The 17,334-nt window shown below is 68.5% G+C and carries 18 protein-coding genes and 1 pseudogene; 6 read left to right on the forward strand and 13 right to left on the reverse strand.

The genetic code is table 11. From position 1 onward, the window contains the following. Window positions 1-211 precede the first annotated feature (211 nt). Window positions 212-1,885: a hypothetical protein gene (locus tag AB0M14_RS08890; protein WP_364990748.1), complete on the reverse strand. Its 1,674-nt coding sequence runs from the start codon at window positions 1,883-1,885 to the stop codon at window positions 212-214. Between the two features lie 552 nt (window positions 1,886-2,437). Here AB0M14_RS08890 and AB0M14_RS08895 point away from each other — a divergent pair. Then, complete coding sequence (locus tag AB0M14_RS08895) at window positions 2,438-3,154, forward strand: PaaX family transcriptional regulator C-terminal domain-containing protein (RefSeq protein WP_364990751.1); 717 nt, start codon at window positions 2,438-2,440, stop codon at window positions 3,152-3,154. Between the two features lie 21 nt (window positions 3,155-3,175). Here AB0M14_RS08895 and AB0M14_RS08900 read toward each other — a convergent pair whose 3' ends face one another. Further along, entirely contained in the window at window positions 3,176-4,807 is a 1,632-nt protein-coding gene (locus AB0M14_RS08900; RefSeq protein WP_364990754.1) for an acyl-CoA dehydrogenase family protein, read from the reverse strand. 75 nt (window positions 4,808-4,882) lie between these two features. On the opposite strand from AB0M14_RS08900, the gene AB0M14_RS08905 reads away from it, so the two are divergent. Both AB0M14_RS08905 and AB0M14_RS08910 read left to right on the forward strand, forming a co-directional pair. After that, on the forward strand, window positions 4,883-5,911 hold the full coding sequence (locus AB0M14_RS08905) for a crotonase/enoyl-CoA hydratase family protein (protein ID WP_364990756.1): 1,029 nt from the start codon (window positions 4,883-4,885) through the stop codon (window positions 5,909-5,911). A 170-nt stretch (window positions 5,912-6,081) separates the two neighbouring features. Then, window positions 6,082-6,315 (forward strand): CsbD family protein, encoded by a 234-nt coding sequence (locus tag AB0M14_RS08910; protein WP_364990759.1) that lies wholly within the window; start codon window positions 6,082-6,084, stop codon window positions 6,313-6,315. Window positions 6,316-6,366: 51 nt separating this feature from the next. Here the strand turns inward: AB0M14_RS08910 and AB0M14_RS08915 are convergent, their stop codons facing one another. The 3 genes and pseudogenes from AB0M14_RS08915 to AB0M14_RS08925 all read right to left on the reverse strand — a co-directional run bounded on the left by AB0M14_RS08915 (window position 6,367) and on the right by AB0M14_RS08925 (window position 8,041). Next, the gene (locus AB0M14_RS08915; RefSeq protein ID WP_364990762.1) at window positions 6,367-7,041 is read right to left on the reverse strand and encodes a S1 family peptidase; all 675 of its coding nucleotides are present in this window, start codon (window positions 7,039-7,041) and stop codon (window positions 6,367-6,369) included. Beyond that, window positions 7,038-7,322: pseudogene (locus tag AB0M14_RS08920) on the reverse strand (ANTAR domain-containing protein); the annotation flags it as partial. The pseudogene AB0M14_RS08920 and the gene AB0M14_RS08915, both read right to left, overlap by 4 nt. 53 nt (window positions 7,323-7,375) lie before the next feature. After that, on the reverse strand, window positions 7,376-8,041 hold the full coding sequence (locus AB0M14_RS08925) for a PAS and ANTAR domain-containing protein (RefSeq protein WP_364991426.1): 666 nt from the start codon (window positions 8,039-8,041) through the stop codon (window positions 7,376-7,378). Between the two features lie 308 nt (window positions 8,042-8,349). Between AB0M14_RS08925 and AB0M14_RS08930 the strand changes: the two genes are divergently transcribed. Then, complete coding sequence (locus AB0M14_RS08930; protein WP_364990764.1) at window positions 8,350-9,183, forward strand: DUF72 domain-containing protein; 834 nt, start codon at window positions 8,350-8,352, stop codon at window positions 9,181-9,183. A 20-nt stretch (window positions 9,184-9,203) separates the two neighbouring features. Here the strand turns inward: AB0M14_RS08930 and AB0M14_RS08935 are convergent, their stop codons facing one another. Both AB0M14_RS08935 and AB0M14_RS08940 read right to left on the reverse strand, forming a co-directional pair. Beyond that, complete coding sequence (locus AB0M14_RS08935; protein WP_364990766.1) at window positions 9,204-10,130, reverse strand: phosphatidylinositol mannoside acyltransferase; 927 nt, start codon at window positions 10,128-10,130, stop codon at window positions 9,204-9,206. A gap of 64 nt (window positions 10,131-10,194) precedes the next feature. After that, window positions 10,195-10,449 (reverse strand): hypothetical protein, encoded by a 255-nt coding sequence (locus AB0M14_RS08940; RefSeq protein WP_364990769.1) that lies wholly within the window; start codon window positions 10,447-10,449, stop codon window positions 10,195-10,197. Between the two features lie 213 nt (window positions 10,450-10,662). Between AB0M14_RS08940 and AB0M14_RS08945 the strand changes: the two genes are divergently transcribed. Next, a complete protein-coding gene (locus AB0M14_RS08945; RefSeq protein WP_364990772.1) occupies window positions 10,663-10,983 on the forward strand; it encodes a DUF5994 family protein in 321 nt (106 codons plus the stop codon). Here AB0M14_RS08945 and AB0M14_RS08950 read toward each other — a convergent pair whose 3' ends face one another. The 4 genes from AB0M14_RS08950 to AB0M14_RS08965 form a co-directional block, all read right to left on the reverse strand. Then, window positions 10,984-12,249, reverse strand: a complete 1,266-nt coding sequence (locus AB0M14_RS08950; protein WP_364990774.1) for a hypothetical protein — start codon at window positions 12,247-12,249, stop codon at window positions 10,984-10,986. A gap of 77 nt (window positions 12,250-12,326) precedes the next feature. Continuing rightward, complete coding sequence (locus tag AB0M14_RS08955) at window positions 12,327-12,575, reverse strand: 2Fe-2S iron-sulfur cluster binding domain-containing protein (RefSeq protein ID WP_364990777.1); 249 nt, start codon at window positions 12,573-12,575, stop codon at window positions 12,327-12,329. Beyond that, window positions 12,575-13,909, reverse strand: coding sequence for an oxygenase MpaB family protein (locus AB0M14_RS08960; protein ID WP_364990780.1), 1,335 nt, complete (start codon window positions 13,907-13,909; stop codon window positions 12,575-12,577). The genes AB0M14_RS08955 and AB0M14_RS08960 overlap by 1 nt, the downstream gene beginning before the upstream one ends. A gap of 3 nt (window positions 13,910-13,912) precedes the next feature. Further along, a complete protein-coding gene (locus AB0M14_RS08965) occupies window positions 13,913-14,929 on the reverse strand; it encodes an oxygenase MpaB family protein (protein ID WP_364990782.1) in 1,017 nt (338 codons plus the stop codon). Between the two features lie 52 nt (window positions 14,930-14,981). Here AB0M14_RS08965 and AB0M14_RS08970 point away from each other — a divergent pair, with 52 nt between their 5' ends. Further along, a complete protein-coding gene (locus tag AB0M14_RS08970; RefSeq protein WP_364990785.1) occupies window positions 14,982-15,632 on the forward strand; it encodes a TetR/AcrR family transcriptional regulator in 651 nt (216 codons plus the stop codon). A gap of 8 nt (window positions 15,633-15,640) precedes the next feature. Here the strand turns inward: AB0M14_RS08970 and AB0M14_RS08975 are convergent, their stop codons facing one another. Next, complete coding sequence (locus AB0M14_RS08975) at window positions 15,641-15,832, reverse strand: ferredoxin (protein WP_364990788.1); 192 nt, start codon at window positions 15,830-15,832, stop codon at window positions 15,641-15,643. Continuing rightward, window positions 15,829-17,292, reverse strand: coding sequence for a cytochrome P450 (locus tag AB0M14_RS08980; protein WP_364990790.1), 1,464 nt, complete (start codon window positions 17,290-17,292; stop codon window positions 15,829-15,831). The genes AB0M14_RS08975 and AB0M14_RS08980 overlap by 4 nt, the downstream gene beginning before the upstream one ends. Between the last annotated feature and the right edge of the window lie 42 nt (window positions 17,293-17,334).

A 17,334-nucleotide genomic window follows, 5' to 3' on the forward strand; every position in this document is an offset into this window, starting at 1 on the left:
AGGGGCCTCAGCTCTGATCGACCATCCGAAAAGGGGGTCTGCGGTAAATCAAAGTCGTGCGGTACATCTCGAACATGCGCACGCCGTAGCGCCAAGCGCCACAAGCGATCTGCGGGCAACTATAGAGACAGCGCCCCGGGTGCGCGATAACGCCCCTCCCCCGCCACCTCGTCCAGGCGCGGGGGAAGGGGGGTCACGGTGCCGGAATACTTCAGCGGGTGGCCGTCCGCTGCTTGCTCGTGCGGGCCTTGCGACGCTCGGCCTGGAGCTCGGCGAGCTCCTGTTCGAGGATGTCGGCAACCCGGAACTGACCGGTGTCGTACAGCGGATCCGGCTCTGTGGCGCTTGCCTTTTCGGCCGGGCTCGGCTTGCTCACCGGCTTGCGTTCGGCCACCACGGTGACCTCCGGCTTGGCGGGCGCTTCGACCTTGCGGGTCTTCGCCGCCGCGGGCTCCTTGGCGGCCTGCACCGGAGCGACCGGCTTCGGTGCGCTAGCGCGCGCGGCCGGGCGGGATTCAGCGACAGCCGGACGCGGCTCGGCGGCGACCGGACGAGTCTCGGCGACGGCCGGACGCGCCTGCGCGACAACCGGACGAGGTTGCGCGACAACCGGACGCGTCTCCGCGGCAGCCGGACGCGCCTCAGCAGCAGCCGGACGCGGCTCAGCGGCCGGACGGGGCTCGGCGGCCGGACGGGGTTCGGCCACGACCGGCCGGGTCTCGACAACCGCTGGCGCGACCCGCTTTTCGGCGGACGCCGCGGCCGCGGGCCGCCCGTTCACCTTTACCGGAACCGGCTGGTCGGTATCGAGGGCCGCGAGGACCTTGCCGGAATCGACTGGCGCACGGCGCTTCTCCGGCGCCGGACGCGGCTCAGCGGCTGCCGGCCCACCGTTCGGCCCCGGCGCACCGTTGCGCTTGCCATTGCGCGCCGCGGGCGGCAGCGGCGGCGGAAGCTCCGCCTCGACCTCGACCTCCGCCACCGGTTCAGCCTCGACCTCGTCGACCAGCTCCGGTTCGGCGGCCGCCTCCGGCTCCACGCCCGCGGCCACCTGGGTCGTGGCACTGCGCGTGTACCCCGCGAGGGAGGGCAGTTGCCGCCGGATGCGCTCGACCGGATCCGGCATCTCTTTGACCTGCTCGGTGGCCCGGGCGATGGCCAGCCCGTAGCGCGCGCTCGCCGCGTCGTGAATGAGTAGCGCGACACCGATCATCACCGGCGCGATGGCATGCACGGCGACCTCGTACCATTCGCCGACCCGCAGATAGGGATAGGTGTTGAGGCAGACGGTCAGACCCAGCAGCGCCAGCTCGGCGAGGGCGACCTGCCCGCGATTGTCGACTACCCCCCATTCGGACACCTTGTTGGTGCCGATCATGATGATGATCAAGCAGACGCTGATCATGCCTTCGAGCAGATAGCTGAACCAGAACAGCGGGTCGGAGGGCCCACCGGGCGCGATGTTGTGCTGAACGTTCACCGCCGACCACAGCATGCCCGCGCCGACCACGCCGGCCAGTGCGCGCAGCGACCAGGCCCGATGCCGGTACAGCGAGGCCAGCCGGGCATGCGGGCTGGATTCCCGGCGTTGCGCGGCAATTGCCTTGCGGGCGACCAGAAGATCTCGCATGTCGGCCTTCTCGATTGCTTCGGTGGTCTGCCTGGCGCGATCGGCGGCCCCGGCCAGTGCCTGCACTTCCTTCCAGCGCTGACCCCGGTCCTGTTCCCGAATCCGCTCGGCGAGTTCGCGTTCGGCGTGTAGCTCGTCCTCGGACAGCGCTTCGGTGAGCGCGGGATCGAATTGCCAGGCCAGCCGGCCACGGGCCTTCTCGACCCGCCTTGCCAGCTGTGTCACCTCGTCCTCGATGGGATGCTCGATGGTCATCTAGGCCCCCCACTGCGGACGCTCGGGGGGAGACTTGTAGTCGCGGTTGGGTTCGGCACCCAAGCATTCATAGTCGATGGCCGCCGCCTGCGAAACCGTTGATTTGCCAATGGCACGCCAAACTCGGCGTGGCGCGCGGCGACACACGGTCCGTCGCGGTATACGGAACGACCATTACGGCGGCGCATTGCGGACACTTTCCATAATTCGGAAGTGAAACGAAGTCTGATCGAAAGCCCCTGGGCAGCAACCAAAATGACGTGTCCCAGATTGCCATACCGCGCGCCGCCCAAGATCACCGGGGTGGGCTGTGCGCGGCCGGCGGCAGCGCCCGAACCCAGCAACGCACCCGCATCGCCCAGATCAGATTTCACCCCTGTGAAACACCCACTATCGCGATAGTTGTCGCACACGGTGCGCCTTCGCTGTCTGGGACATAACGCGCTTCAACAACCTGACATCGCGGTGCACGCACGATCGGTGCAGCTCTGTAGACTTTCCGGCTGTGGCTGACCCATTCGAGCGACCCGCAAGCAGTCGCTGACGATGCGCATGCGGAAGCTGACCGCCCGGTCGGCGATTCTCAGCGCGCTGCTGGGCGCGCACCCGGCCGAGGCGCCGGTCAGCTGGATCGTGACGGTGGCCGAAGAGCTCGGGTTACAGCAGTCGGCGGTGCGGGTGGCGCTGACCCGGATGGTCGCCGCGGGGGATCTGGAACGCAGCAACAGCGTCTACCGGCTCTCGCAGCGATTGATCGAACGGCAACGGCGGCAGGACGCCGCGCTGCGGCCGGTGCCAAAGGAGTGGGACGGGCGCTGGTACATGGCGGTGGTGACGGCGGTCGGGGCCGAGGCCAGCGCCCGCATCGCGTTCCGGGACACCATGCGCGCCAACAAGATCGCCGAGCTGCGCGAGGGGGTGTGGACCCGGCCGGACAATATCGACATCACACTCGGGCGGGACGCCACCCGCCGCATCGTCCAGTTCACCGCGGAGCCTCAGCGCGCCCCGGTCAAACTCGCGGAATCCCTTTTCGCGACCAAGAATTGGGCCCGGGACGCGGAGCGGCTGCTGCGGGCTTTCGAGTCCGGGAAAACGATGGCCGATCGCTTCGAGGTGGCCGCCGCCGCGGTACGCCATATTCTCGACGACCCGCTGCTGCCCGAGCCGCTGCTGCCCGCCGACTGGCCGGGGCTGCGGCTGCGCACCGAATACGAGGGATTCCGGACCGAGTTCATCGCCTTCGCCGAGCGGAATTTCGCACCGTAATCCCGTGCGGACGGCATGGGGTCAGCCGATCTTGGGGGTGGCGCGGTCGATGATCGCGGCAGTGTCCAGGCCGGTGGGCAGGGTACCGAAAACGTCGCCGTGCTCGCCGCCCAGGCGGCTGACGGTGAAGGCGTCGGCGACGGCTGGGTGACCGTAGCGGACCAGGAGCGAGGCTTGCAGCACCTGCGCCATGTCGCCGACGACGCGGCGGGCGCGGTGCTGGATGGTGTCGAAGTCGGCGAACTGGCCCTCGAGGCGGGTGATCGCGGCGTCGAGGTGTTTGTCGGCCCCGGTGGCTCGTTTCACCTCGTCGAAGTAGGCGGCCAGGGTTTCCGGCTGTTTTGCCATGGCGCGCAAGGTATCCAGGGCCGCGACGTTCCCCGAGCCCTCCCAGATCGACAGCAGCGGCGCTTCGCGGTAGAGCCGAGGCATCCGCGATTCCTCGACGTAGCCGTTGCCGCCCAGACATTCCAGTGCCTCGGCGGCATGGATCGGCCCGCGCTTGCACACGTAGTACTTGCTGACCGCCAACGAGATCCGGCGCAGCAGATCCGCGCCCTCCGCCCCGGCGACGGCCTGATCGGTGAGATCCGCCAGCCACAGCGCGACCGTGGTCGCGGCTTCGGCTTCGATCGCCAAGTCGGCCAGCACGTTGCGCATCAACGGCTGGTCGGAGAGGTTGGCGCCGAAGGCTTTCCGGTGCGCGGCGTGATGCGCGGCCTGCGCGACACCGGTGCGCATGGCGGTGGCCGTGCCGAGGGTGCAGTCCAGCCGCGTCAGGTTGACCATCTCGATGATGGTCGGCACGCCCCGGCCCTCCGGGCCGACCAGCCAGCCGACGGTGTTGTCGTATTCGACCTCGCTGCTGGCATTGGAGCGATTGCCCAGTTTGTCCTTGAGTCGTTGCAGCGCAAAGGGATTGCGCGAACCGTCGGGCAGCACCCGGGGCACCAGGAAGCAGGACAGGCCGCCCGGGGCCTGCGCGAGGGTGAGGAACAGATCCGACATCGGCGCGGAGGTGAACCACTTGTGCCCGGTGATCCGGTAGCTGCCGTCCGGCTGCGGCACCGCGGTGGTGGTGTTGGCCCGCACGTCGGAGCCGCCCTGCTTCTCGGTCATCGACATGCCCGCGATCAATCCGCGCTTGGTCAGCGGCGCGCGCAGGCCGGGGTCGTAGTCGCGGGCGGTCAGCAGCGGTTCGTACTGCGCGGCCAGGTCGGGAGCGGCCCGCAGGGCCGGAACCACGGCGTAGGTCATCGAGATCGGACACCCGTGCCCGGCATCCACCGGACCCCATACGCTCAGCTTCGCGGCCCTGGTCAGGTGCGGGTTCGGCCGGGTGTCGGCCCAGACCGCGCCGTGCAGGCCGAAGCTCACGGCGTGCGTCATCAACTGGTGATAGCTGGGGTCGTAGCCGACCTCGTCGACGCGATTTCCGTACCGGTCGTGCGTCTTCAGCACCGGCGGGTGCGCTTCGGCCAGGTCACCCAGCTCCTGGGCCGCGGCACTGCCGGCCAGCCGCCCGATCGCGTGCAATTCGTCGAGGGCGTGCTCTGCGCCCGCCCGGGCCAGCGCCTCCAGCAGCACCGGCTGCTCCGCGAGGTCGTAGCCGACAAGAGGCGGAACCTGATTCGTCACCGCGTGCGTGCTCATGGGAACTCCTAACACCGAGGACTTCAGTATTACAATACATGATCACTCGACACAAGTATGTAATACGATGGCGGCATGGATTCCGAGAAGCACTCCGGCACCCGCCCCGCGGCCTGGTACGAGGGCCTCACCGATGGGCCCGACGCGCCCTGGGCCGGTCGCCCGCTACCCGGCGACGACACCACCTACCGCACACTCACCTACGAGGTCGACGGCCGGATCGCCCGCATCACCTTCAATCGTCCCGAGCACGGCAACGCCATCACCTCCGACACCCCGATCGAGCTGGCGCACGCCGTCGAACGCGCCGATCTGGACCCGCGGGTGCACGTCATGGTGGTCTCCGGCCGGGGCAAGGGCTTCTGCGGCGGCTACGACCTGTCGATCTTCGCCGAGAACAGCTTCGACCTCGGCGTCGGCACCCACGACACGGCTGGCACGGTGCTCGATCCCGGCATCCAGGCCGCCAACCACAACCCTTGGGGCACTTGGGATCCCATGGTCGACTACGCCATGATGAGCCGGTTCAACCGGGGCTTCGCCAGCCTGCTCTACGCCAATAAGCCCACGGTGGCGAAACTGCACGGATTCGCGGTGGCCGGCGGCACCGACATCGCCCTGTACGCCGATCAGATCATCTGCGCCGACGACACCAAGATCGGCTATCCGCCCACCCGCGTCTGGGGCATCCCGGCCGCGGGCATGTGGGCACACCGCCTCGGCGATCAGCGCGCCAAACGCCTGCTGTTCACCGGCGACTGCCTGTCCGGCAAGCAGGCCGAAGAATGGGGCCTGGCAGTCGAGGCGCCGCCCGCCGACCAGCTCGACGCGCGCACCGAGGAACTGCTCGAGCGCATCGCCCGGATGCCGGTCAACCAGCTGATCATGGCCAAACTCGCGCTCAACAGCGCGCTGCTGGCCCAGGGCGTGCAGAACTCCGGCATGATCAGCACCGTTTTCGACGGCATCTCCCGGCATACCCGCGAGGGCTACGCCTTCCAGCTGCGGGCGGCGACCACCGGATTCCGGGAGGCGGTGCGCGAACGCGACGAACCGTACGGCGATTGGAAGCGCGGCCAGTTCGAGCAGCCGAAGCCGGAGTAGCCATGATGTAACAGATTGGCCGCCGTTGAGCGTCAATCAGCCTCTGATACCGGCTCCAACGGCGCTGAGTGCTGAGAACTCACAGATTGCCGAATGCGCGCTGCTGTCTCCCGGGGCAGTATCGAGGAGGCGCGCCCACCGCGGGCGCGGAAACGATCGGAGGTTCTTCGATGTCTCTTCGCGACAAAATCGACGAAGCAGCAGGCAAGGCCAAGGAGTCGGTCGGCAAGGCCACCGAGGACGACCGCATGACGCGCGAGGGCAAGGCCGATCAGGCCGAGGCGAAGGTGCGCGGTCTGGCCCACGACGCCGTCGAAGGCGCCAAGGAGGGCTTCGACGACGTGAAGCAAACCCTCGGCGGCCTGGTCGACAAGGCCAAGGACGCCATGGATCGAAAGAAGTAGCCCCGGCGGGCTCGCGTGGCGTGCGGATCATTCCGCACGCCACGTCTCGTTTTACGGGATCGGGTGGAAACCGGCGCCGGTCTCGTCTCGGGCATCCAGATCGGCGCTGATCGCGGCCATATTCGTGCCCACCTCCGGGCCCAGGCAGCCGACCCCCAGGTAGGCGTTCACCATGCCGACCAGGGTCGATCCGGCCAGCACCGGCGCGCCCGAGTCGCCTTCCAGGACACACATCTGGGTCCAGGTCTCATGATGGGCCGCCCGCAGGTTGCCCCACACCACACCGCAGCTGGTTCCGGTGGTCCGCCCCTTCTTGCACACCACCGCCGGGAACTGCGCGGGCGCGCCGATCCCGGTGATCGTCGTATCCCCCACCCGGGCAACGGGATTGATGCGCCCGGGCGTGAACTCGATGAGCGCGTAATCCAGGTTCGGATTGGAGTAGACGAATCGGCCGACCACACCGAAATTGGGGTTCGCCTCGGTCACCACCTTGGCCCCGGCGTCGCCGCAGTGCCCGGCCGTCAGCCCCAGCAGCCGTCCGGAGCGGTCGTAGCCGACCGTGGTCAGCGTGCACTGCGCCTGGTTGTCGACAATGATGCCGGACCCGCCGCCCACCACCGGTGGTTCGCCGCTGCCCGCCTGCGCCGCGCCCGCCGCGGCCACGGTGAGCGCGGCGGCCGCGCAGACCACGCCGAGTGATCGGTGCCCAGCTCGTTCGTTCATCGCATTCTCGCTTCCGACGTCACCCATAGGAACTCGTGCTGTAGCAACTGATCGAATCGCGCGCGTAGAAAGGCCACCGCGGCTCGCGAGCGCGACATCTCCGGCAACTCCGCTACCAGTCTGCTCGCCAGCACCCGCAACTTGGTGTTGGTTTCCTGGGAACGTTTTCGCAGTACGTCGAAAGCCTGCTCCGCGGTCAAGCCGTACACCAGCATCAGCGCACCTTTGGCCTGTTCGATGACCGCCCGCGAGGCCTCCGGGTCCGATAGCTCCCCATCCACGCCTGTCATACCTACGCACTACCCAGGCAACCCGGGTACACACGTACAGAAATCTACCGCTCTCGTTCGTGCATGGTGAGCAGCAGATGATCGAACCTGGACCGGAAGCCGACCGGCGCGCCGCCGAGCTCTCCGATGGCGCCCACCAGCAGTTCCGCCACCCGTCGCAGCTTGACGTTGGTCTCCTGGGACCGCCATTGCAGCACCTTGAACGCCTGCTCCGGGCCCACCCCGTAGACCAGCATCAGCACGCCCTTCGCCTGCTCGATCACCGCACGGGCCTCGATCAGGTCCGGCAGGGCCTCGTCGAGGGTGGCGCGGCGGTTTTCCTGGAGGGTTTCGGTGACATCGATGTAGTAGCCGGTGGTGCCCAGCACCTGGCCGAGATCGTCGAGCAGCTGATCGCCGACGACAAGCACCTCGTGGATCTCGCCGCCGGTGTCGATGATGCGGTGGCGCGAACAGAACGGCTCACCGGTGGTGGTCACCGCGTCCAGGGTGTGCGCCACCTCGTCGCGATCGTCCGGGTGCTTGTGCGACAGCATGAGCTCGGTGGTCGGCAGGACACTGCCCGGCTCGTACCCGTGCAGGACCGCGACCTCGTCGGACCACTCCCAGCGCTGATCAGCGGACCAGAAACGAAAACTGCCGATGCTCTGCGAGCGCCCCGCAATCACTCGTTCGACGACGCTCGCACGGTCTGGGTCGAGCTGCCCGATCTCGGTCACCGGACAAGTATCCGCTGCGCGAGGGCGACATACGGCATTGGGCGCACACGCCACTCGATTGTGGCCGACCCGCAATCAGGCGTGCGGTATCGCGGTGAAAACATGGCGGGATCGTGCCACGCCGCACGGATCGGTGCGCGGATATTGCGGATACCTGGCGTGGCAACGTACGAACGCGCCACCAATTCCGCTCCGCGGCTTGAAGTATCGGCACACCCGGCGGGTACGGGCAACGCTTCGGCGACGCACTCGGCGGTCCGCGCCGGGCGGCCCCGCGGACGTGCGATAACGTCGATGACATGCGGCTTCACGTGGGATGTGCGATGTGGCGGCACGCTGCGTGGCAGGAAGGGCAGCTGCCCGCGAGCGAGGCGCTGCGGGTCTACGCGAGCAATTGCACTGCGGTGGAAGGAAACACGACGTTCTACGCGACACCCTCGCGCAGCACGGTGGCATCCTGGGCGGCACAGACCGGGCCGGATTTCCGCTTCCTGGTGAAGCTGCCGAAGCCGATCACGCACGAGCGCCGGCTGGTCGAGAGCGAGGGCCCGCTGCGCGAGTTCCTGACCGCGATGGAGCCGCTCGGCCCGCGGGTGCATGCCTGGTGGGTGCAGCTGCCCGCCTCGTTCGGACCCAACGAACTCGGGGCGCTGGCCGGATTCCTGCGGGAGCTGCCGTCCCGTTCCGCGGTGGAGGTCCGCCATCCGGCGTTCTTCGAGGACGAGCGCGCCGCCCGCCAGCTGGAATACGTGCTGGGCCGGGTCGGCGCGGAATGGGTAACCTTCGACACCACAACGCTTTTCGAGGGCCTGCCGCAGAGCGCCGCCGAGCAGGAGGCGTGGTCGAAGAAGCCGCGGGTGCCGCGAAGAACCTTGGCGCTCACCGAGTTTCCCGTCGTCCGCTACCACGGGCGGGATGATCCCGAGCGCACCATCGCGGGCTGGCAGCCCTGGCTGGATACCGTCACCGGCTGGCTGCGCGAGGGCCGCTCCCCCACGGTGTTCATCCACACCCCCGACAACGGGAGCTCCCTGCCGCTGGCGCGCCGCTTCCACGCGGAAGTGCGGGCGCGACTACCCGAGCTGGCGCCGCTGCCCGAGCCCGAGCCGACCGAACCGATGACGCTGTTCTAACGCCGCTCCAGTGCCGCGGTTCAGTCCGGCATCCCGGCGGCTTGCCTGCGCGCGCGCATCTTGGCCTGGCGGTCCGCGGAGAAGTCGGCGGTCCACAGCGGTTGCAGCATGTGCCAGTCCGCGGGGTGCGCGGCGATGTTCGCGGCGAAGCGATCGGCCAGGAGCTGGGTGGCGCCGTCCACACCGCCCGAGGTGTCGATCGGTGCGCCGACCGAGAAACCCCAGCCGTCGCGGGTGAACCAGCAGTGCACCGGGAGCAGGTCCGCGCCGGTCTCGATGGCCAGGCGGGCGGGTCCGGCGGGCATGCGCATGGACTCGCCGAAGAAGCTGACCGGCACGCCGGTGCCGGTGATGTCCCGTTCGCCGAGCAAGCCCACCAGACGGCCCGCGCGCAGGCGTTCGGTGAGTCGATCGAACGGCGGAACCTCGCTGCCGGTGAGCGGAATGAGCTCGAAACCGAGCCCTTCGCGGAACCTGACGAAACGCTGGTACAGCGATTCCGGGCGCAGCCGTTCGGCGACGACGGTGGGCGTGCCGACGTGGTGCACCACCCAGATCCCGGCCAGGTCCCAGTTCCCGCTGTGCGGCAACGCCAGAATGATGCCGCGCCCATGGGCTTTCGCGTCGAGGATGTACTCGATACCGGTCGCCGCGCTTTCGATCTCCGCGGCCAGCGCCACCGGATCCATACCGGGCAGCCGGAACGCCTCCCGCCAATATCGCGCGTAGGAACGAAGATTGGCGCGCACGAGTTCGTCCGGCACCTGCTCGGGCGGCACCCCGAGCACCCGGGATAGGTTGCGCCGCAACTGTCCCGAATCCCCGCGCCGGGCCGCGTAGTCCGCGCCGGCGTCGAACAAACCGACTGCCCAGCGCTCCGGCAGGGCGCGTACCAGCCGCCAGCCCGCCGCGTACCCGAGATCCGCCGCCCGTTCTTTGAGGTTCACGTTTCGATTGTTCCTGGGCACACGGGAATCGGGGCGAAGATCGCCGGAGCGGGCGCGTCGCCGGTCAGTTGTCGTCCCGACCGCGCGGATGCGCCGGCTGGTAGCCGGTGAACGGCACGCGCCGCTGCCGAATATCGCTACCGTCGAACCAAATTCGCAGCAGCGTCAACAACGGCGGACGCTCGCTCGCGCGCCGTTTGTCGGTGGTGGGTTCGATATGAGAATGTGCAGCCGGGCCGGACATAGCCGCCTCGCGTTCTCCCCGGGTATGGGCCAGCACCCAACTGCACTGTTGTGCGATGACCGGGGTATAGAGCAACTTACTCTGGTTACCCGTCGGCACGCGAGGGCAAACCCGATCGCGAAAGCACGACCGCGAACGCCCGGACAGTGTGAGCACTGACTACTACAAAGCATCGTAAGCGTGCGTGTGTAGGGTGGATTCGTCGGAAAAAGGAGCCGTCACATGGCGCCAAACCACCTTCGGCTGCTCTGCGGCCGCCAACATTTGCCTACGGTCAATACCGCGCAGGTGAAATTCACACCTACCCCGCCGCAGTTCGGCGGGATAGACGGTGTGTGGTGGCCACGAACCCGGCATTTGACCGCAGAGCTCCCCCTGTTGCTGGAGGCGTTGAAACCGCATGTGGGCACGCCGTGGCGGGTCGCCTACAACCCGCACGGCTGGACGCTGGGCGCCCCCCGCATGCTGCGCGCCGGCGAGCGCACGGTGCAATTGGTCCCCCAGCGCTTCGAGCTGGGCAATATCGTCCACATCCTCGGCATCGACGGCGCCAAGATCGTGCTGCGGGTCATTCCGCCCGCCACCCGGTCCCGCATTCCGTTCCGCTGACTACTCCACGCCGGGCGGCCGCAGCTTGCGCACCAGCAGGAAGCCGCCGACGCACCCGAGGGTCACCAGCAACGCGGCCACCCCCGGCGCGACCTCGCTGAGCAGGCCCGGCTCGGCGAACATCTGCGGCCGGCCGTTCTCCTGGAACACCCGCCCACGCATCGCCACCACCAGTCCGGGCACGAAAAGCGTTGCGATGCAGAGCATCAGGCTCGCACTGTGGGTGGGCAGCGCCGCGGTGAAGCAGTAGCCGGTGATCGCGGCCAGCCCCACGCCCGCCACGGCCAGCGCCGTGCCGTGCGACACCCCGCTCAGCGCGGCGAGCACCGCCAGCGCCAGCACCGCCGCCATGCCCAGCGGGGGCCGCGACCACCGCGCGCCCAGCCACAACCCGCCGCCGCAGGCCACGAACAGGGCCGGCACCAGCCAGGGCGTCTGGGCGGTGAACGCGATCACCCCGCCGACGGCGGACAGCGCCACCGCCTGGGTCAGCAGCAGGCCGTCCCGGCCGGGCAGCAGCAACGCCGCGACCGTGCCCGCCACCACCGTCGCCACGGCGACCAGGGCGATATCGAGGAAGGTGCTGCCGTGCCGGGCCAGCCACTCCGAACCGAACAGCGGCACGGACGTGGTCACCAGCGCCGCCACGATCGGCCGCAGCGGCAGTTCGACCGACAGCTCCGCCGGTTCGCTGCGCTGACCGCGCAGTGCGCACAGCACGGCCAGGATGGCGACCGGCCAGATCAGCCACATCGGCGGCGAACCGACGATGAACCCGAACACCGGCGAGTGCCGGTCCGGCTCGCCGTACTCGGTCTCCGAGACGCTGACGTCACCGAGCGCGATGCTGAACAGCGCGCCCAGGGTGAAGACGGCGGCGGCGAGCAGCCGGACCGAGGCCGCGGCGGCCACACCGCCCAGCAGCACCCCGCCGGCCAGCGAGTCGACGTAGTTCAGGGTGGTGAGCGGCGCCATCGTGGCCGAGAAGCTGCCCAGGATGTGGTTGGCCAGCAGAATCACCGTGCCGGCCGCGGCTACCCACCAGGCCACCACGGCCGAGTTCGCGGTACTCGCGAAGCAGGCGACCAGCACCGCGGCCACGCAGCCGATGGCGGTGGCGCGGGGCATGCTGTAGCCGAGCAGCTCCATCTGCAAGGTGGAGGTGCCCTCGGCCCAGGCCAGCGAGATCGGTGTGGTGAGCGCCAGTCCACCGATCACGGCGGCCATGAATGCCGTGACCAGTTCGAGCGGACCAGTGCGTCGCACCAGCTCACGCTAGCCGAGGCGGCGGTAATTGCCGCTCATTTGCGCGCATATGCCTCGTGCGCGAGTTAAATCGGGGGCTACAGGTCCAGCGCCAGCCGGGTCATCGTCCCGGTTTCGGTGACGCACAGCCGAAGCGTCGCCGGTGCGCGGCCCGGGGGCGCGAACTCGGCTGCCAGTACCGGGGTTTCGCAGGTGCCGCAGATACCCGACCGGCACAGCGATGGAATCTCGATCCCGTTGTCCGCCAATGCTTCCAGAACCGTGAGCGCCGGCGGCACGGTCACCGTCACGCCGGAACGGCGCAGTTCCACCACGAGGCGATTCATCAGTGCATCGGACAGCGGGCGACGCCGTCGGCCGTGGCGTCGTGCTGGTCGTAGGGCGTGCCTTGGATACCGGCCCGGGCCGCGAGCGCCTGCGCGATTCGCGTATTGCGCCGCCAGGCCGGGTCGTAACCCCTTGCCCGCCAGCGCATCCTGCCTTCCGCGCCGGGCAGCCGGTCATCCAGCGCGCGCAGTCGCACCTCGAAAGTGGCTGCCGCGCCGACGATTCGATCCCACGGCCAGATCGGGACCCGGCGCAGCGGCGTGCTGTCGAGCAGCGCGCGCACCAGTCCCGCGCTGCTGAAGTACGCCAGCAGGCCGAGAGCCGGTGCCGCGGCCAGGATCGTGGCTCGATCCCGCAGGCGGGCGCCCGCGAATCGGCGCGTGGCCGCGCCGGCCATCAGGCCGGTCCACTCCGGGGCGACGCCCGCGGTGGCGACCATATAGTCGGCCATCTCCATTCCTTCGCGGGCGGTGCGCGGGATCAGTTCGTCGGCGACGCCGAAGACGTAGGCGATGTAGGCCCAGTAGTGCATGACCGCGTCGAGTTGCGCGTCGGTGCAGGGACGGCCGTGCGTGTGGTCGAAGCAGATCGGCGAGATGCCGAAGGTGACGGCCGCGCCCATCATGGTGGCATTCGAGATCGGATTGCCGTGCCGCGCGAAATGCTCATCGCCCCAGGACTTTCGGAGTCCGGCACGAACCTGGGAGTGCATCAGGCGGACCCGCACGGTGTCCTTGAACACCGGCGACCAGCGATCCATGCCGCCGGCCACGGTGACATTGCGGAACCAGGTGGCGGTCTCCAGATTGCGGCGATACGGATCGTTGACGAACCGTCCCGTCGCCCCGGTCGCGGCGGCGACTTCCGCGCCGACGAAGGTGCCCATGAAGTCCTGCACGCCCATCGCCAGTTTCCCGGCGGTGGACACGTTGATCCACAGTTGCCGCCCGTACTCCCACCGGTCCGGGTCGTACCACTCCGGCGGGTTGTCCAGCTGCTCGAACAGCGTAACCAGCTCCGGCGGCGGGTTCTCGACGGATTCGATGCCATGCTCGAGCGCCAGCTCGAGCATGCGCCGGCCCGCGGCGGTGCCGATCCGCCGGAATGCCGCGACCACCGCGTCCATCTGCTCATCGCCCTGCCACAGATGGTCGGCCATCAGCCGGGTGCGCGGCGTTTCGGCCGGCACCGGCCGCACCTCGATCCACCGCGCCAGCATGTTCTTGCGCGGTTCGTACCACAGGTCCGAGGCGACCGCCCGGGGCGGCGGCGGGCGCAGCGGCATCCCCGGCCGGTAGTAGTAGTCGTTGCTGTGCGTTTCCAGTGCCGACATCGCTCAGAATCCCGTCAGCTGACGGAATTTGGACGGTAGGTCCGTTCCGTGGTCGGCGTGCACCGGGCAGTAGTGCTGCGGCCGGTCCCGCAATTCCGGTGCGGGCCAGAGCAGTTCCGGCGCCTCGGGTGGTGCGAGATCGGCGGGGCGGCGGCCGTTCGCGCGGCGGCGGCCGGCTCGGATGCGCGGGAAGAAGTATTTCGCCTCGTCCGGCGTCCATCTGTTCAGCACGGCGAATACCCGGCACCAGACCTCGAATCGGCGTTGATCCTGCTCGGACCAGGTGAAGCCCATGGTCTTGCGAATCGCGGGATCACACAGCCCGATGGTGAGAAACTGATAGAACCGGGCGCCGAATGGGCGAATAACTCTGTCCCACAGTGGCTTCGGCGTTGACCGGAGGATCGGGAAGATCGGCACCGGCACTTGCTCGGCCAGGTGGTAAACCTCCCATGCGGCATTGGTCGGCTCCAAGACTTTCTCGCACATCTCGCGCCAGTACTCCTGGAACTCCGGCCAGCTCCGCGGCACCACCCGCATGCTCATGCCGTACAGCTCGTACCACTGGTATTGCTCGCGCCAGAGTCGTTCGCGCTGCGCTTCGGTGAGCCCGCCCATGAACAGCTCTCCCGCGCGCAGGGTTTGGACGAAGAACACCGCGTGCGCCCAGTAGAAGGTGCCCGGGTCCAGCGCGTGATAGCGGCGGCCCTGGCCATCGACGCCCTTGATCGTGCGGTGGTAGTCGACGATCTCGCGGGCCGTGCCCGCGGCGCGCGGCCCGTCGAAGACCACGCCGGTGATCGGGTACGCGGAGCGGAAAACCCGCTGGTAGAACTCCGCGCTCAGGGTCGAATGGAACTCCACGCCCGCGCCGAGGCCGGGGTGCATGTTCTGCACCATGCCGAGAAACAAGCCCGTCGGCGCGAAATACAGGGAGCCGAAGATCTTCCACGTCAACGAGTCCGGGCCGAGCGGTTCAGCTTCGGACCGCTCGCGGGGGACAACTGTCTGTGACACCATGGATCGATGCTGACACGAGCTTTTACTCGCATTCAATTCGCGTTTGCCGTCCATGCCGCCTAGACGCCGGGTCGCGCCGAGAAAGGCTCCGCGCCAGGCCCGTTCGCGGGCGATGGTGGCGCGGATCGTCGACGCGGGTCAGCAGGTGCTGATCGCGCACGGCTACGAGGGGGCGTCCACCAATCGGATCGCCGACGCGGCGGAGATCAGCCCCGGGTCGCTCTACCAGTACTTTCCCAATAAGGACGCGATCGTCAGCGCCGTCATCGAGCGGTACAACGAGGAGGTCGCGACCCGGGTGCTGCGGCACGCGCTGGCCAACCTGAGCGCACCGCCGGAAATCGGTATCCCCGAGGCGATTTCGGTGTTACTGGACGCACTCGGGGAGCATCCGGCGCTGCTGCGCGCCGTGCTGGAGCAGACACCGCGGTTGAGCACCAGCAACGCGGTGTTCGCGTTCGAACAGCAGATCGGTGAGCTCGCGCGCGCCGCGCTCGTCATGCGGCGGCATCTGCTGCCCGAGGACCTGGATTTCGACGCCGCCTCCTGGATGCTGGTGCGCACGGTGGAACATCTCAGCACCCGCTATGTGCTCGACGATCCGCCGATCACCCGCGAGCGGTTTCTCGCCGACATCACCCGGCTGGTGCTCAATTTCTTTCAGGAACCCCAGGTCAGCGCTCCGCGAGCAGAACGCGAGTAGCGCCTTGCTCAGGGTTCGAGGCGCAGGGCCTGCACCGGGCAGCTGTCGACCGCGAGCGCGACCAGTTGCTTATCCGCCTCGTCGACAGTGTCGACCAGCGGCTCGGTGATGCCGTCGGCGCCGACCTGAAAAAGCGTGGGCGCCACGGCTTCACACATGCCGTGCCCCGCGCAGCGGGCGCGGTCGGCCACGATCCTCACCGGCGCTCCAACCGGATCGGCAACCCGTCGGCCGGCGTCGGGCCGGTGCCCGCCACCAGCGGCACCCGATAGTCCGCGGGCACGCTCCACCGGTATCGCAGAAGTACCTGGTGCAGCACGGCTTTCACGGTCATTCCGCCGAAGTAGAGGCCGATGCACTTGTGCGCGCCACCGCCGAACGGGGCCCACGTGAAGCGGTGCGATTTGTCCTCGCGGCGGTCGGGGGCGAAGCGCTCCGGGTCGAAAACGTGGGCCGCCGGCCAGTATTCGTCGGTGTGCATCATCGCGTAGGGGCTGCACATAATCAGTGTGCCCCGCGGCAGGAAGTAATCCAGGAGATCGGTATCGGCGATGGTTTCCCGGGCCTGCTGCGCCACCGGTGCGTAGAGCCGCAGCACCTCGCGGAACGCCAGGTCCAGGGCGGGTAGTCGATCCAGGTCTTCGTAGGCGAGCGAATCTTTGCCCAGCGCGACGGATTCGGCGCGCAATCGGTCCTGCCACTCCGGGTGCCGGCCGAGCTCGTACATCAGCATCGAGGCGGCGATGGTGCTGGTGTCGTGGGCGGCCATCATCACGAAGATCATGTGCTCGACCACCTCGTCGTCGGTGAAGGTGTGGCCTTCCTCGGTGGTCGCGCCGCTGAGCACGCTGAACAGGTCGTTACCGGAGCCCGCGCGTTTGGCGGGCAGTTCACGCCGGAAGTAGTCGGCGAGCACGCGGCGCCCGCGTAGTCCGCGGGACCATACGCCGCCCGGAACATTGGCCCGGACAAGGGCTTTGCCGCCCGCGACCGCGTCCTCGAAGGCGCGGGCCAGGCGGGCGCCCTCCGGTCCGAGCTGGGCTCCGGCGAATACCGCGGTGGCCTGCTCGAGCAGTAGTCGCTTGATCGCGCTGTAGGCGTGGAAGTTCCGGCTCGGCTCCCAGGCCGCGACGCCCTGCGCGATGCGGGGAGTGGTCAGGTCCAAGTAGCCGACCAGCCGCGGCCGGGTGAACGCCTGCTGCATGATCCGGCGATGGAACAGATGCTCGTCGAAATCGCGGAGCAGTAGTCCGCCGTGAAAGAAGGGGCCGATCAAGAACTCCCAGCCGCGCTGGGCGGAGAACACCTTGCCGCGGTCCAGCAGCACCGCTTCCAGCGCCGCCGGACTACCGACGGAAACCACAGGGCGGCCCAGGATCCCGAACCACTGGATCGGGCCGAATCTCTCGAAGCGCTTGCGGGCAAAGGGGATCGGGTCGGCCAGTGTGCTGAGTGTGTACCCGATGCCGGGCGGGCCGAAATTGCCCATGACCGGGCGTAATCCGCTGCCGGGCGGCGGTACGGCCAACGGGCGCGCGGTATCCGGATACCGTTCGGTCCAGCGGGCGCCGACCCGCTGCACCTCCCCCGCCACGCGTGCTCTGACCTGGCGCACTGCTCCGGAAACGTCGTTGATTGCCGGCGGCGCGAGAAGACTCATGAGCAGCACCCTTCGTGTGATGCGAGTCACTCGACCATATCG

Origin of the sequence: Nocardia sp. NPDC051832 (assembly GCF_040681285.1) — a bacterium.
GTDB lineage: Bacteria > Actinomycetota > Actinomycetes > Mycobacteriales > Mycobacteriaceae > Nocardia.